General features: G+C 33.7%; 12 protein-coding genes. 9 read left to right on the top strand and 3 right to left on the bottom strand.

Annotated elements, in window-relative coordinates; all coding sequences use genetic code 11:
* Positions 1–17: 17 nt before the first annotated feature.
* From BUA73_RS04800 to BUA73_RS04790, 3 genes are all read left to right on the top strand, one after another.
* Complete coding sequence (locus BUA73_RS04800) at positions 18–530, top strand: RNA polymerase sigma factor (protein ID WP_072903101.1); 513 nt, start codon at positions 18–20, stop codon at positions 528–530.
* Positions 527–1,672: a DUF4179 domain-containing protein gene (locus BUA73_RS04795; protein ID WP_072902965.1), complete on the top strand. Its 1,146-nt coding sequence runs from the start codon at positions 527–529 to the stop codon at positions 1,670–1,672. The genes BUA73_RS04800 and BUA73_RS04795 overlap by 4 nt, the downstream gene beginning before the upstream one ends.
* Positions 1,673–1,833: 161 nt before the next feature.
* A complete protein-coding gene (locus tag BUA73_RS04790; RefSeq protein WP_072902963.1) occupies positions 1,834–2,922 on the top strand; it encodes a GGDEF domain-containing protein in 1,089 nt (362 codons plus the stop codon).
* A gap of 91 nt (positions 2,923–3,013) precedes the next feature.
* Here the strand turns inward: BUA73_RS04790 and BUA73_RS04785 are convergent, their stop codons facing one another.
* A complete protein-coding gene (locus BUA73_RS04785) occupies positions 3,014–4,630 on the bottom strand; it encodes an ABC-F family ATP-binding cassette domain-containing protein (protein ID WP_072902961.1) in 1,617 nt (538 codons plus the stop codon).
* Positions 4,631–4,856: 226 nt separating this feature from the next.
* A complete protein-coding gene (locus BUA73_RS04780) occupies positions 4,857–5,510 on the bottom strand; it encodes an HAD family hydrolase (protein WP_072902959.1) in 654 nt (217 codons plus the stop codon).
* A gap of 223 nt (positions 5,511–5,733) precedes the next feature.
* Between BUA73_RS04780 and cysS the strand changes: the two genes are divergently transcribed.
* Both cysS and BUA73_RS04770 read left to right on the top strand, forming a co-directional pair.
* A complete protein-coding gene (gene cysS, locus BUA73_RS04775) occupies positions 5,734–7,152 on the top strand; it encodes a cysteine--tRNA ligase (protein ID WP_072902958.1) in 1,419 nt (472 codons plus the stop codon).
* 254 nt (positions 7,153–7,406) lie between these two features.
* Positions 7,407–10,163 carry a tetratricopeptide repeat protein gene (locus tag BUA73_RS04770; protein ID WP_072902956.1) on the top strand — a complete coding sequence of 919 codons (2,757 nt, stop codon included), beginning with the start codon at positions 7,407–7,409 and terminating at the stop codon, positions 10,161–10,163.
* Positions 10,164–10,214: 51 nt separating this feature from the next.
* Here the strand turns inward: BUA73_RS04770 and murC are convergent, their stop codons facing one another.
* Positions 10,215–11,600: a UDP-N-acetylmuramate--L-alanine ligase gene (gene murC, locus BUA73_RS04765; RefSeq protein WP_072902953.1), complete on the bottom strand. Its 1,386-nt coding sequence runs from the start codon at positions 11,598–11,600 to the stop codon at positions 10,215–10,217.
* Positions 11,601–11,806: 206 nt separating this feature from the next.
* Between murC and purR the strand changes: the two genes are divergently transcribed.
* From purR to BUA73_RS04745, 4 genes are all read left to right on the top strand, one after another.
* Entirely contained in the window at positions 11,807–12,619 is an 813-nt protein-coding gene (purR, locus tag BUA73_RS04760) for a pur operon repressor (RefSeq protein WP_072902951.1), read from the top strand.
* Positions 12,620–12,822: 203 nt separating this feature from the next.
* A complete protein-coding gene (spoVG, locus tag BUA73_RS04755; protein ID WP_072902949.1) occupies positions 12,823–13,116 on the top strand; it encodes a septation regulator SpoVG in 294 nt (97 codons plus the stop codon).
* Between the two features lie 365 nt (positions 13,117–13,481).
* A complete protein-coding gene (gene glmU / locus BUA73_RS04750) occupies positions 13,482–14,852 on the top strand; it encodes a bifunctional UDP-N-acetylglucosamine diphosphorylase/glucosamine-1-phosphate N-acetyltransferase GlmU (RefSeq protein ID WP_072902947.1) in 1,371 nt (456 codons plus the stop codon).
* A gap of 14 nt (positions 14,853–14,866) precedes the next feature.
* Positions 14,867–15,826 carry a ribose-phosphate diphosphokinase gene (locus BUA73_RS04745; RefSeq protein ID WP_072902944.1) on the top strand — a complete coding sequence of 320 codons (960 nt, stop codon included), beginning with the start codon at positions 14,867–14,869 and terminating at the stop codon, positions 15,824–15,826.
* Positions 15,827–15,855 lie beyond the last annotated feature (29 nt).

Genomic DNA, 15,855 nt, shown 5'->3' with positions numbered 1-15,855 from the left:
GGGTGGTTGATGTGGATATGCTTGTAATGAGGGCGAGAAGCAAAGATAAGGAAGCCTTTGTAAAACTTATGGAATTAAACATGCAGAGTATGTATAAGGTTGCCAAAGCATACTTAAAAAATGATGAGGATGTTGCCGATGCAATACAGGATACCATATTAATCTGTTATGAAAAAATAGGGGATTTGAAAAAATGCAAGTATTTTAAAACCTGGATGATAAGAATTTTAATTAATAAGTGCAAGGATTCTTTGAATTTAGGTAAAAAAATATATTTTACCGATGAAATCTTAGAAGTGCCGGTGCAAGAAATGGATTTTGATAGGATGGAGTTTGTGGAACTTCTCAAAATTGTAGATGAAAAATACAGGACAATTTTACTTTTATATTATTTAGAGGGATTTAACACTAGAGAAATATCTGAGATATTAGAGCTTAACGAAAAAACTGTTCAAACTAGACTATCAAGAGGACGTGATTTATTTTCAAAGAAGTACATGATGGAAATGAAGGGGGTTGGGTGTAGATGAATCAGTTTGAAAAGAAGTATATTGACAATATAAAAAAGGATGTGGATATACCACAGGTTGTCATGCAAAAAGCAGAGGATGCTTTTAATTCAATAAAGGATGGGAAGGGGATTAAAGAAATGAAAAGTAAGCGTTTAAAAAAGACTATTATAGGTTTAGGTAGTGCTGCGGCTGTCATGGGGGCGTTTGTTTGTACATGCTTTATGAATCCCACTTGGGCTAGTGGTTTGCCAGTTATAGGAGGGCTGTTTGAAAAGTATGAGGATAAGTCTACCTATAAAGGTAATTTTACTGAAATGGCAGAAAAGCAGAGACAGGAAGCCCTTGAAAAGGATGGAGTTACAAGTCTTCCATGTAGTAAGGAAGATGGAGATATAACTTTTACATTAAAAGAAATGTATTCTAATGATAAAGCTATGTATGCTACTATAGAGTTGAAGAATAAAGAAGGATTTTCAACTAATACTGTGCTTAGAAACGGAAAAGATGAACCTGCACTTCAGATCTACTTTGATAGTCTATTTGGCATAGAAGACAACGATATGGGAATTGTCACTGTGAATGGTGATTTCATAGATGAAAATACTTATGAAGGTGTTTTCAGAATAGGTTTAGATAGCAGGCCTATAAAAGTAGATAATGATAAGATGAAGTTAAACCTTAATTTTACAAAAATACTATTTTCACAGATTGAGAAAGGATACAATGGAGATAAGGCCTTTGAGGGAAATTGGAAATTCAATTTTGATATCAATATAGATAAAACTCAAACAAAGACTATAGTTTTAAACGATATCAAGAAAAATGGTGTAGGTATGAAATCCATAGATGTAACTCCATATGAGATGATACTTCATACTGCTGATATAGACAATGATTATGATAAGAATCCTAATGCTATATTGACTTTCCCTGTAGTTTTCGATGCCAATGGAAAGTACATGGAAACTGGAATGCCTATTGTAGATGAATATCCTATATACGGTAAAGACGTTTCAAAAGTAGACATTTATCTTTGTGAGTATAATGAATATCTTGATAAATTAAAAAGATTTAGAAATGAAGATAATTTTAAACAACTTATGGAAGAAAAAGCACTGTACCATACTACAGTAGAAATTCCATCACTTAAAAATAAATAAATAATAATTTTTCCCCTAGGAATATATAATGGATAAGGTAAGGGATCTAAGATTCTTGCCTTATCTATTTTTTATGTATAATACAATGAAACAGAGATATTCAAAATCATAAAGTTATTTTATTTTCTAACGATATTTCAAAATGGGGGGAATATAAAATCATGATTAATTATATGGGAATAAATATAGTCAATATTTTAGCAATATCTGTGTTAAGTTATATGGTATATCAAAATGAGATTATAGATGCAAAAATGAAAAGGTATTTTTTACTTGCTATTGGAGTAACCATTTTAGTTACTGCCTCAGAAATAGGTACAGTTTATTTTGAAGGTACTGGGAAGTCAATGAGAATATGTTATACAATTTTTAATGTAATTGGTTTTTCTATTTCGCCAATTATACCTGTGTTACTTAGCGCTGCCTTTTGCAACAGGCGTTTTAGCTTTAAAAATTTGTTTACGATTCCATTGGTAATTAATTTTGTATTTACAGTACTTTCGCCAAAGTTTAATCTTATTTTTAATATCAGTTCTCAAAACACCTACGAGAGGGGAAATTATTTCATAGTATATATAATTTCATATATTTCAAGCATGTTGGTGTTATTAAAGGAAACTGTGAAAGCCACTGGGAGGTATGAGAATAAAAATAGATTTACATTGTATCTAATATTTGTGTTTATATTTATAGGAACAACCATTCAAATTCTTATGCCGGATGTACATACTACGTGGATAAGTGTATCTCTTGCTATGACTATTTACTATGCGTATTTTTGTGAGCTTAGTGAAAAATATGATGTACTTACCAATCTATTTAACAGGAGGGCCTATGAGCACGAACTTCAACGGCTAGAGGAATTGGAAAATGCTGCTATTATCATACTTGATGTTGATGATTTTAAAGAAATCAATGATACGTATGGTCATCAATGTGGAGACCAATGTTTAAGTGGCATAGGTGAAATTATAAAAGATACTTTTGGGAATATTGGTTCTTGTTATAGAATAGGTGGGGATGAGTTTTCTGTTTTAAGTGAAAGTGCAACAGAAGATGACATTTTACATACTTTAAGTGATTTCCTATATAGGATAGAAACTTATAGAACAGAAGATAGTAGGATGCCATGGGTTTCAATTGGATATGCCTTTTATCATAAGTCCAAGGTTCCAATAGAAAATGTTGTAGAAGAGGCGGATAAGCAATTATACAATTATAAAAAGCAGCATAAATTGAACTCTCGTTAGATAAGACGAGAGTTTCTGGCATATTTAAAAAATTTAATAAAGGACCTCAGTAGGTTTACTGAGGTCCTTTATTGATTGCTTGCATAAATTGTTATTCGTACATTTTTGCCACGGATTTTTGTGTTTCTTCATCTTCCATGTATTCATCAAAAGTAACTTGCTTGTCGAAAACTCCATTTGGAGTGATTTCAATAATTCTGTTTGCTATGGTCTGAATGAATTCGTGGTCGTGGGATGTAAATATCAAATTACCCTTAAAGGCTATGAGCCCATTGTTAACAGACTGAATAGACTCTAAGTCTAGGTGGTTTGTTGGTTCATCTAAAAGCAACACATTGGCACCCGAAAGCATAAGCTTAGAGAACATACATCTCACCTTTTCTCCTCCGGATAATACATTTACCATCTTCAACGGTTCATTGCCAGCAAAAAGCATCTTGCCTAGGAAGCCTCTTATAAAGGTTTCAGTCTTATCTTCAGAGTATTGTCTAAGCCAGTCTATGAGATTCATATCTACACCATCAAAGAATTTACCATTATCCTTTGGTAGATAGTCTCTAGATGTAGTAACTCCCCATTTAAATGATCCCTCATCTGCTTCCATTTCACCCATTAATATTTGCATTAAAGTAGTTTTTGCAACTTCATTTCGTCCAGTAAGAATGACCTTATCATCTTTATTTAGGGTAAAGGAAATGTTGTTTAGAACCTTTACTCCATCTATGGTCTTGCTGATGCCATCTACTGTTAATATTTCTTTGCCTGCCTCCCTTTCTGGAGTGAATCCTACAAAAGGATATCTCCTAGAAGAAGGTTCTATGTCATCAAGAGTAATTTTCTCTAAAAGTTTCTTTCTAGAAGTAGCCTGCTTAGCTTTAGAAGCATTGGAACTAAATCTTTCGATAAATCTTTGAAGGTCTTTAATCTTGTCTTCCTTTTTCTTGTTCTGATCCTTCATCATCTTTAATGCTAATTGGCTGGATTCATACCAGAAATCGTAGTTACCAACAAATAATTTTGCCTTACCAAAATCAATATCCATCATATGTGTACATACCTTATTCAAGAAATGTCTATCATGGGATACCACGATGACAGTTTTCTCAAAGTGAAGAAGGAATTCCTCTAGCCATCTTATAGCTTTATAATCAAGATGGTTTGTAGGTTCATCTAGAAGAAGTATGTCAGGATTTCCAAAAAGTGACTGTGCAAGAAGCACCTTTACCTTTTCACTACCGTCTAATTCATTCATTTTCCTAGAGTGAAGTTCTTTTTCTATACCAAGACCCATTAACAGCTTCTCAGCATTTGTCTCAGCATCCCAACCGTCCAATTCCGCAAATTCAGCCTCTAACTCGGAGGCTTTTATACCATCCTCTTCCGTAAAATCAGCCTTTGCGTACAGAACATCCTTCTCCTGCATAATTTCATAAAGGCGCTTGTGCCCCATGATAACTGTTTTCAATACTTCACAATCGTCAAATTCAAAGTGGTTCTGCTTTAAAACTGCAAGTCTTTCCCCAGGAGTTATTGAAACCTCACCACTGTTTGCATCAATCTCACCAGACAATATCTTTAGAAAAGTGGATTTTCCGGCACCATTAGCCCCAATTACACCATAGCAATTTCCCGGTGTGAATTTAACATTTACATTTTCAAATAATTTTTTATCAGCGAATCTTAAGCTTAAACCTGTAACTGTAATCAAATCAATATCTTGTTATACGAAAATACCGTATAACGTCTCCCTTCTAATATTTTATGTAAAATATAATACAAGAAATGTACTATAGTATAGTCACTATCATAGTGTACACTATTTAGGCTACATATTAAAGAGATTTTTGAAAGTAGTACAGGTAGTACGGAAATGGAAATAAGCAGAGAGGGAGTGTTACAACATATAGCCATCAGATAAAAGAAGCTGCCTTGTATTAAAGCAGCTCTTCAAAGTTATGGATATACATGCTGCAGTGTGCCATGATTTCTTCCTTGTTATATGAAGAAAAACTGTCGTATACTGCAATGGTTTTTGTGCCAGCGGCATTTGCTCCCTTAAGGGCATCTAGTATGTCCTCGAAGGCTATGCATTGTTCTGGAGGTAATGCCATTTTTTCGGCACTCTTTAGGTATATATCTGGGAAGGATTTGCTTGTCCCAACTTCATCAGATGTGGTGATGGCGTCAAAATATTTAAGGATTCCCAGATTATTAAAACAAGGACATATAAGTTCCCTACAGTTGCTGGTGGCTAGGGAAATTTTTATGCCCTTATTTTGTAGCCTATCTAGCAATTTTAATGCTCCCGGCTTTAGGGGTACAGCAGTACTGTATTGTTCTATGGACATATCGTTCCATTGTTTTTTTATCTCCTCTTCTGTGTAAGGCAAATTGAATCTATTTTTAAAATATGCTGCGGTTTGTTCGTAGGTCAAAGATTCTAATTCCTTATTGAGATTTTCAGGGTAAGCTATATTATGTCTTCCTAAATACAACTTGTCTATTTCTCTCCATACCCACATGGAATCTACCAAAGTTCCATCCATGTCAAAGATAACACCTTTTATATTATCAAATATTTTATTCATATACTTATCCCCATTGTGAATTATTTTGTAAATTAAATATACTTAATAATATTATAGGTAAAAATCCACCTTGTCAATTGAATTTCTAGTAATAATTTGTAAGGAATATGAATATAATGATTTTATGTGGATTTTGTCATGATGTTTCAATTGTATTTGTGTTGTCAATTGTATATAATAAAGGATATGTGTGAGATAATAATTGATGAAAGGAAGGGTGCATATGAGTTTTTATGTATATAATACGTTAACAAGAAACAAAGATGAATTTCAGTCTGTAAATCCTGGGAAAGTTGGTATGTATACATGTGGACCTACTGTGTATAATTATGCTCATATCGGTAACCTTAGGACATATATTTTTGAAGATGTTTTGAAAAAATCACTTGAATACACTGGGTATAAAGTGAAGCATGTAATGAACATTACTGATGTAGGTCATCTTCAATCAGATGCGGATGAAGGGGAAGATAAGATGGCTCTTGGAGCAGCCCGAGAGCACAAAACTGTATGGGAAATAGCAGAGTTCTACGAAAATGCATTTTTAGATGACTGTGCAAAATTAAATATAAAAAGACCTACAGTTATTTCGAGAGCTACTGACAATATAGACGCCATGATCAAGTTTATTGAGAAGTTAGAGGAAAAAGGCTATACCTATAAGGCCAACGGAAATGTATACTACGAGATAGATAAGTTTTCTGAGTACAACAAGCTAGCCAATCTTTCACTAGATGAATTAGAAGCAGGAAGCAGAATAGAGGTAGATCCAAATAAGAAAAATCCTCTTGATTTTGTCCTTTGGTTTACGAATTCTAAGTTCTCAAATCAAATAATGCAGTGGGATTCTCCGTGGGGTAAAGGCTTTCCAGGATGGCATCTAGAATGCTCGGCTATTTCTATGAAGTATCTTGGTGAAAACATAGATATCCATTGTGGAGGTATAGATCATATTCCGGTGCATCATACCAATGAGATAGCACAGTCAGAAGCTGCTATAGGGCACAGATGGGTTAATTACTGGATGCATGGAGAGTTTTTGGTGCTAGACAATGGTAAAATGTCAAAATCCAAGGGAGAATTTTTAACCCTTAGCAGAATCATAGAGCACGGGTTCTCACCACTTGATTATAGATTTTTCTGTTTGCAGTCTAGATATAGAAAGCAATTGCTATTCAGTTTTGATAATTTAAAGGATGCTCAAACTGCATACAGCAGATTAAAAGAAAAGATAGCACTTGTAAAGGGTGCCGTAGAGATGTCTGATACTTTGGATGAAAATAAAATGAAAGTATATGATGATAAGTTCATAAAAGAAATCAGCGACGATCTAAATATGCCAAATGCATTTACTGTTTTATCTGAAGTAATAAAGGCAAAGGATTTGAATAATAAGGAAAAATTTCAACTAATAAAGAAATTCGATACAGTGCTTTCACTGGATTTGGATAAGGTAGAAGCTGAAGCAGACATAAGTAAGGCGGACGTGGATGCGGAACTTATTGATAGACTTATAGCCGAGAGAAAAGAAGCTAGAGAGACTAAAAACTGGGCTAGGGCTGATGAAATAAGGGATGAACTTGCATCAATGAATATTGAACTTCTTGACACAAAAGAAGGAACAACTTGGAAATTAAAATAGTATAGTATTTAATATAGCGACTACATTAGAACTTTTGATGTAGTCGCTTATTGTTATAAACAGAATTGCAGGGTATGTTACAACTGCTAGCCATCAGATAAATTTTTTTTATAACTTTTTATAATGTTAACTTAATATTAATAAAAAAATATAAATATTAATATAAAATTAAAAAATATGATATAATAGATACAAGGGTGACGTATATTAGTAATAATATGGTTAAATACAAAAACTAGAGAAGGAGGAGCCGTATGAATTGCTGGGAAACTTTAGGAGTAGGTCAAAATGCTACAGTAGAGCAGTTGCAAATTATTTATTATAATAAGTTAAGACAATACAGTGCTATGAGTGATAAGGAAAAGCGAGATGAACTAAAGAGAGCATATGATGAGGCACTAAATATAATAAAATGTGATAAAAGGGATGAGATGACTAATGAGTTTTTTATAGAGCTTGATGATTTGTATAAGGATTTTTCTAAGCGCATTAGTTTAACTAATTGGCAACAGTTTATTGATAAACACTATTCAGCCGAAGAAGCATTTAAAATGGGCTGCAATCTTTTGGAATTTTTGCAAACTCATAAGTATTTACCACACGAAGTATGGAAGCTTCTCTCTGAAAAATTTAAATGGAAATATTTCAGGGGAGAATTATACACTAAATTCTCAAAAGAATTTGTAGATTATGTATTAAAGTACTCTAGAAAAGAATTATACGTGGACTACGGTAGAATATACGTAGAAAACAGTGATATAGATTATGATGGCTTTATTGAAGCTATTTCCAATACTATGGAGGCCATATTTAAAGGCAAGGTAGCGGAGGCACAACAGTATTTTAATATTGCTAGAGAAAAACATCCTTCTAGTGTAGATGTGAAAATCATATTTATAAGATATAAAAAGTTAAAGGGCGAATTGGATAGATGTATAGAGTTATGCGATGTGCTTTTAAAGTCAATACCTGAAGAGAAAGTGTTGTACTCCATTAGGGGAGATGCATTTATTAAGAAAAATCAACTTGAGGATGGGTACAATGATTTTAAGAAGGCTTTGGAGCTAGAACCTATAAATAATGAAGATTATTATAATATGGCTTTTGTGTGCTTTATGCTCAGGAAAACAGAAGAGGCAAAAAAATATATAGAGCTAATTGCTGATGATGAAATATACTTGTCCTTGTCAAGAGAGCTTAGCAAGGATATTGACAGATTGGTAAAGGAATCAGAATTGCCTTATATATTGAGCGAATTAAACAAAAATCCAATGAACCTTGATCTGTATAGAAAGGCCTATGACCTTTACTATAACGTAGAGGAATACTACGAGGCGTACAATATTTTAAATAAGTTATCAAAGATAAATCAATTGGATTGGGATTTATATATGAAACAAGCCAACGTATGTATGAAATTGAGAAAGTTAGATGAGGCTCTTTTGGCAGCATACAATGGCAATAAACTTGAGCCCAACAGTTTAGAGAACATCGTGCTACTAGCAGATATTTTAGCACAATTGAACAAAAATGAAGAGGCTCTTAACCAGTACGATTCAGCATTATCAATAAAACCTTATGACCAAGATGTAATTGTAAAAAAGGCATGGGTATTGTACAATGCTGGTAGATTTAAAGAGGCAGAGGAGTATTGCAGAATATTAGATAAGGATAATCAAGAAAGCAATGTGCCCAATTGTGAAAATCTGAGCAATTTAATTGTTTCATTGCTTATTGAACTAGGCAATTATTCTGAAGCTATGTATAAGTGTGAATCCATGTTGATATACAATCCAACTTCAAGGGAAGCTTGGTTAAATAAAATCAAATTGCATAATCGATTAGGTAAGTCTCAAGATGTAATGGAAATGATGGAAGTGATATCTTCTAACTATGGTGATGATGCTAGATTTATTTATGAAAAGGCATCAGCCCTTTACAATATGTCTGCAATTGATGAGGCAAAGGGAATCTGTAAAAAGCTAATTGACGACGAGTTTGTATTCTATGGTCCTTATTATTTGTTAAGCAAAATTTTCTATAAAAATAATAAACTAAAGGATGCGCTTAAGTATGGTTTAATGGCTTTGGAAAAGAGCGCTTTCAATGTAAAGATTATGTTGTTGGTGTCCAAGGTTTATAAGGCTTCTGGGGATAAGGAGAATGCACTTAAATATGTGAATAAAGCTATTATCCAAAACCCAGAATTCGTAGGAGCATATATAGAAAGAATGGACCTGTATATGGATGAGGGTAGATACGAGGAGGCACTAGAAGATGTAACAATGTGTCTTCAGTTAGAAGAATCTCCAATATTGTATTTGAGGCTTGGAATGTTGAATGAAAAAATGGGCAACAATCCTATTAAGTTTTATGATAGAGCTATAGAGATGGACAAGTGTAATATAGACGTGTATTTAAACAGAGGTGTGTATTATGCTAAAGTTGGAAAGCATAAGGATGCTTTTCAGGATTTTGACATAGCTATACAAATTGACAGCTCATCTCCTCTACCATATTATCAAAAGGGTAATATATATATGAAGTCTGGAAAGATGTCTGAGGCTATGGAAGAGTACAATGTGGCCGTGAAGCTTGGTGTAGCTGACTGCGAAATTTACTCAAGGCTTGGTGAATGTTACAGAGCTCGAAATAACTATAAAAAATCTATCGAGTATTGTAATAAAGCTATAGAAAAAGATAGAAGTAAGGTGGATGCCTATAAAACACGAGCTATTTCATTCTACAACATTTCAGAGATAAAGCGTGCTCTTGCGGATCTAAATGTTTGTGCAGCATCTAATGAACTAAATAGTAGCTCAAAATCCAGTATATATAAGTACATGGCATACTGCTATAAAAAGTTAAATGATATTAATAATACGGAAGAGTGTTTCAAAAAAGCATTGGAATTTGAACCTAATAACTCAAATCTAAAAGAGGAATATGAGCAATTTTTAAAACAAAATTCTGGTTTTGGAAAATTAAAAGGGATATTTAAGAAAAACTAATAAAAGTCCGGCAATTTAATTTGTTTTATTGCCGGACTTTTTCCTTATAATCTATATTTCTTTTAGAAACTCTTCTCCGATTTTGTAAGCATCACCTGCGCCAAGGGTAATTATGACGTCACCGCTTACACACACTTTTTTCAGATAGCTTACTATCTCGTTAAAGTCATTCATGTACATGCATGGAGTGCCGCACTTGGTTATTCCTTGGCATAGCATTTGAGAGTTTATAATACCTGTATCTTTTTCACGAGCAGGAAATATATCTGTTATGATGAGGTTATCCATTCCTTCAAAGCAAGTGCAAAATTCATTGAACAAGGCATGGGTTCTACTGTATGTGTGAGGCATAAATATACAGTAGATATTCTTATGAGGATAGTTTAATACAGTTTTTATAGAAGCTTTAATTTCTGTAGGGTGGTGACAATAGTCGTCTATAACTGTTATATTATTTTTTACTCCTTTTATCTCAAAGCGTCTGTGTGTTCCTTTGAAGCTCAGCAAACCCTCTTGTATAAGCCTAGTATCTATGCCTAGAAAAAGGTAGGCACTGATGGCTGATAGGGCGTTAAGGATGTTATGCTCTCCAGGAACTGATAATTGGGCATTGAATAGAAATTTGCTACCATCGAACACCTGGAAGGACGCACAGGAGTGATTATCATAGGAAATATTTTTAGCTTGTATACGTCCTTTATTTATTCCGAAATCTATTATATTGCACTTGAAATTGTTGCTTTCTATCACTTGGCAAAGATTTTTGTCCTCGGCATTTGCAACTAGGCATCCGTCGGAGGGTATAAGATTTATGAATTTTTTAAAGGCTGTCTTTATTTCGTCTATATTGTGGTAGTAATCCATGTGGTCTTCTTCTATATTCAGTACAACCCCAACGTAAGGGGAAAACTTTGTGAAGGATTCTCTGTATTCACAGGCTTCAGTCAGTAAATATTGGCTGTTACCTACTAAGATGTTGCCATTTATAGCGTCTAGATTTCCACCTACCAAAATTGTTGGATCTAATTTTGCAGAAAGGGCGATGTGGGCTGCCATGGATGTAGTTGTGGTCTTGCCATGAGTTCCAGAAATAGCAATATTGTATTTGTGTTCCTTCATTAACTCTCCTAGTAGTTCTGCTCTAGTGTATATAGGTAGATTTCTATTTCTTGCCTCTAATAGCTCAGGGTTGTCTTCGCTAATAGCCCACGTGTATATAATTAAATCTGCATCTGAAATATTTTCAGCTTTTTGTCCTATGAAAACTTTTGCTCCGAGTTTTTCAAGTTTATCTGTGGCTTCACTTTTTTTTGAGTCAGATCCAGACACCTTGTAATTTCTATTTAAAAAGATTTGAGCTAAACCGCTCATGCTTATACCGCCAATACCGATAAAAAATATATTAGTATTTTTATTTTTTAATATATCTGATAACATTAGTTTTCCTCCCACTGTAACATAGTTATAATTTAATTAGTAGCTAATATAATATTATATTATAATTATATACAAAAAGAAATGATGTATACGAATAATTTCTAGTTTATAGTGGTTAATTACTGCATAATAGTGTAAAATATAATAATGAACAATGATCGTAAAGTAGATAGAAAAGTTCGTATATTTTAATAAAGGTGATGTCTATGGAGAAAAAATTTACAAGAAATGAGAGAATAAGCGCTATAACAAAACTATTAGTGGAAAATCCAAATAGAATAGTGAATTTAAACACGTTTACTAATATATTAAATGCTGCAAAATCGACTATAAGTGAAGATGTAGTTATCGTGAGGGAAAGTTTAGAAAAGCAGGGATCTGGCAAAATAGAAACTGTTTCTGGAGCTTCAGGTGGTATAAAATACGTCCCACAGGTCAATGAAGATGACAAAGAATATTTTATGAAGGAAATCTGCGAACTTCTTAGGGACAGGGAGAGAATAATTCCAGGGGACTTCCTTTATATGACCGATCTGTTATACCATCCACAAATCGTAGCTAGAGCTGGGCGTTTGTTGGCTAGTAGTTTTAAAGACAAATCTCCAGATTGCATTATTACAGTGGAGACAAAGGGGATTCCTTTAGCTTACGAGGTGGCAAAATGTTTGGGTGTAAACTTAGTCATCGTACGACACGACAATAAAGTTACAGAGGGTGCTACTGTAAGCATAAATTATGTTTCAGGAAGCACAAAGAGGATACAAACCATGACTTTGTCTAGAAAGGCTATTAAAAAAGGAAGTCAGTGTATTTTTATAGATGATTTCATGAAGGGTGGTGGAACTGCCACTGGTATCGTGAACCTTTTAGAGGAGTTTAATTGTAATTTGCTTGGCATAGGTATATTTATAAAAGACATAAGTATGCAGGAAAAAGTAAATATGGAGTATACATCATTGCTTACATTTAATGGCATAGACCAGGATGGAAGCGCTATTATTTGCCCGTGGCAAGAATAAAATATGAATTTTATTTGAACAATAAAAAATAATCGTTAAAAAAGACAATTATTTATTAAATATTTTTAAAATTTAGAAGGGAAATTAATGTTTTTGTAGAATTTATAATGTGGTAGAATAATTATATCATAGTGTAGTTATAACCAATATTGCAATATTGGTTGTATATGGAACTATGTAAACATAATTTTGGGGGTGGACTAATGCAAATTACAGATGTAAGAATTAGAAAAATTTCTTCAGACAACAAAATGAAGGCAATAGTATCAGTTACTTTCGATGGAGAGTTCGTAGTACACGATATTAAAGTTATAGAGGGTAAGAGTGGCCTTTTTATAGCTATGCCAAGTAGAAAAACTCCAACGGGAGAGTTTAAGGATATAACACATCCAATTAACACAGATACTAGACAGAAAATCCAGGACGCTATATTGGATGAGTATGAGAAGGTTAAAAACCAAGTTAGTGTTGATGGGGAAGATTTATTGGAAGAGTAAAGGGCTACTTAGTTGAGATAAAGGGGCTATAGACTTATCGAAAACTATCTTTACAGAGTATGATATTTAGCTGTTAACAGGAAAAATAGTATGATATTTTGATTTTAAATACCTAGCAGTGTTTGCTGCTAGGCATTTGGAATCATATATTGATCATTTTTTACAATACAATTTACCTTGATAATTATTCTGCTATGCTGTTTATGAGAGTGATCCATACTCTATGTTAACAGCTTTTTTCTTTTTATATAACTTTTTCACATCTAAATTCATTTTATAAGGTTGAAAATATTAGTTCTTTGCCATATAATTATATATGGTTTTCTAATTTAAATAATATTTGTATATAAAACGAGGTGTTTGTTTTGAAAAGAAGCGTTGTTGTTCTTGCAGCTGGTCAGGGTACGAGAATGAAATCTTCATTGCACAAGGTTTTACACAAAATTTGCGGTAAGGAAATGATAAATCATGTCATTGATACCATAAGGGAATCTGGTATTGAGGATATAAATCTTGTAGTCGGCAAAGATGCTGAAAGGGTTATGGAAAACACTGCAGATAGAAATATAAGTTATTCTGTTCAAAAGGAACAGCTTGGTACTGGTCATGCGGTTATATGTGCCAATGATTTTTTAAATGATATGCAAGGCAACGTTGCTGTATTTGTGGGGGATGCTCCTTTAATAACAGTTCAAATGGTGCAGGAACTTTTTAAATTTCATGAAGAGGGCCATTATGCAGCCACTGTTATAACATCTGTAGTTGAAGATGCTAAGAAATACGGAAGGATAATTCGCGACTCTAAGGGCCATGTTGAAAAAATCGTGGAGTTTAAGGATTGTTCTTGTGAAGAACTTCAGGTAAAAGAGATAAATTCAGGAATGTATTGTTTTAAGACAGAGTCACTTCAAGAGGCACTTAAAGAACTTAAAAATGACAATGCACAGGGCGAGTATTATCTTACAGATGTAATCAGCATATTAAAGGATAAATCCAATAAAATAGGAGCTTTTCAGGTTCATATAGAAGATATTACCGCAGTGAATTCTAGAGAAGAACTATCTGATGCTGAGCTTATAATGAGGAAGAGAATAAACAAAACACATATGAGCAATGGCGTTACATTGATAGATCCCAACAATACGTATATTCAATGGGATGTTAAGATTGGAAAGGATACTATAATATATCCTAACAATGTTATAGAAGGTGCTACTGTTATAGGGGAGAATTGCACTATTTATCCTGGATGTAGAATAGATAATAGTGATATTTCAAACGAAACTATCATACAAAGTTCAGTTATTATAAATAGCCGTATAGGAAAAAATGCTACAGTGGGTCCTTTTGCGTATATAAGGCCTGAAAGTAGCATAGGTGATAACACAAGAATAGGGGATTTTGTGGAGATTAAAAAGTCTACAATAGGCAATGGTACTAAAGTATCACATTTGACATACATAGGAGACGCCGAGGTTGGTGAAAAGTGTAATTTCGGTTGCGGTACTGTCATCGTAAATTACGATGGCCAATTCAAAAATAAAACTACCATAGGAGACAACGTTTTTATTGGTTGCAACTCTAATATCATTTCTCCTGTGGAGTTAAAGGACAATTCATATATCGCGGCGGGTTCCACAATTACTGAGGAAGTTCCAGAGGGAAATTTAGCGATTGCCAGAACCAGACAAACTAACAAAGCTGGCTGGGTAGAGAAAAAAGGACTAAAGAAATAATAGGAGGGTGACAAATGTCTTTTTCAGAGAAGAATATCAAGATCTTTACCGGTAATTCCAACAAAAAACTGGCTATGGACATAGCAGAAAGACTTGGATTATCACTAGGAAACTCAGAGGTTACTACTTTCAGTGACGGAGAAATTTCAGTAAATATCAACGAAACCGTGAGAGGAAGAGATGTATTCCTAATTCAATCAACTAATGAACCAGTAAACGACAACTTAATGGAACTTCTTATAATGGTAGATGCTATGAAGAGAGCTTCAGCAGGAAGAATAACAGCTGTTATTCCATACTACGGTTATGCAAGACAGGATAGAAAAGCTAAGGCAAGAGATCCAATCACTGCAAAGCTTGTAGCAAATATACTTACTGCTTCAGGTGTAAATAGAGTTCTTACAATGGATTTACATGCTGCGCAGATCCAGGGTTATTTTGATATACCTGTAGACAATTTAATGGGATGTCCAATACTTGCAAATTATTTCATCGAAAAAGGATTCAAGGACAGAGACGATGTGGTAATTATATCTCCAGATTTAGGAAGTGTTACAAGGTCGAGAAAATTTGCTGACAAACTACACGCACCTATTGCTATCATCGACAAGAGAAGACCAAAAGCCAATGTATCAGAAGTTATGAATATTATTGGAGAAGTAAAAGACAAGGTATGTATAATGATTGATGATATGATAGATACAGCGGGAACTATAACAAATGGAGCAGAAGCTCTTAAGAAGATGGGAGCAAAAGAAGTTTATGCTTGCTGCTCACATGCAGTTTTGTCTGGTCCAGCCATCGAAAGATTAGAGAATTCTGTGTTAAAAGAAGTTATAATGCTTCACACTATTGACTTGCCAGAAGATAAGATGATAGACAAATTCAAGATCCTACCTGTGGCACCTATATTTGCAGATGCAATAAATAGAATTCACGAGGATGTATCGGTAAGTAAATTATTTGAGGGATAAAAATAAGGGGCTAAAACTTAGTTTTGCTA

Source organism: Hathewaya proteolytica DSM 3090, from assembly GCF_900142225.1.
Classification (GTDB): domain Bacteria; phylum Bacillota; class Clostridia; order Clostridiales; family Clostridiaceae; genus Hathewaya; species Hathewaya proteolytica.
The sequence above is the reverse complement of the archived record's forward strand: the minus strand, read 5'-3'. Positions and strand labels throughout refer to the sequence as shown.

Excerpts from the sequence above, each read along its gene's own strand:
- BUA73_RS04800 (WP_072903101.1), top strand. The coding sequence starts at position 18 with ATGCTTGTAATGAGGGCGAGAAGCAAAGATAAGGAAGCCTTTGTAAAA.
- BUA73_RS04795 (WP_072902965.1), top strand. The coding sequence starts at position 527 with ATGAATCAGTTTGAAAAGAAGTATATTGACAATATAAAAAAGGATGTG.
- BUA73_RS04790 (WP_072902963.1), top strand. The coding sequence starts at position 1,834 with ATGATTAATTATATGGGAATAAATATAGTCAATATTTTAGCAATATCT.
- BUA73_RS04780 (WP_072902959.1), bottom strand. The coding sequence starts at position 5,510 with ATGAATAAAATATTTGATAATATAAAAGGTGTTATCTTTGACATGGAT.
- cysS (WP_072902958.1), top strand. The coding sequence starts at position 5,734 with ATGAGTTTTTATGTATATAATACGTTAACAAGAAACAAAGATGAATTT.
- BUA73_RS04770 (WP_072902956.1), top strand. The coding sequence starts at position 7,407 with ATGAATTGCTGGGAAACTTTAGGAGTAGGTCAAAATGCTACAGTAGAG.
- murC (WP_072902953.1), bottom strand. The coding sequence starts at position 11,600 with ATGTTATCAGATATATTAAAAAATAAAAATACTAATATATTTTTTATC.
- purR (WP_072902951.1), top strand. The coding sequence starts at position 11,807 with ATGGAGAAAAAATTTACAAGAAATGAGAGAATAAGCGCTATAACAAAA.
- spoVG (WP_072902949.1), top strand. The coding sequence starts at position 12,823 with ATGCAAATTACAGATGTAAGAATTAGAAAAATTTCTTCAGACAACAAA.
- BUA73_RS04745 (WP_072902944.1), top strand. The coding sequence starts at position 14,867 with ATGTCTTTTTCAGAGAAGAATATCAAGATCTTTACCGGTAATTCCAAC.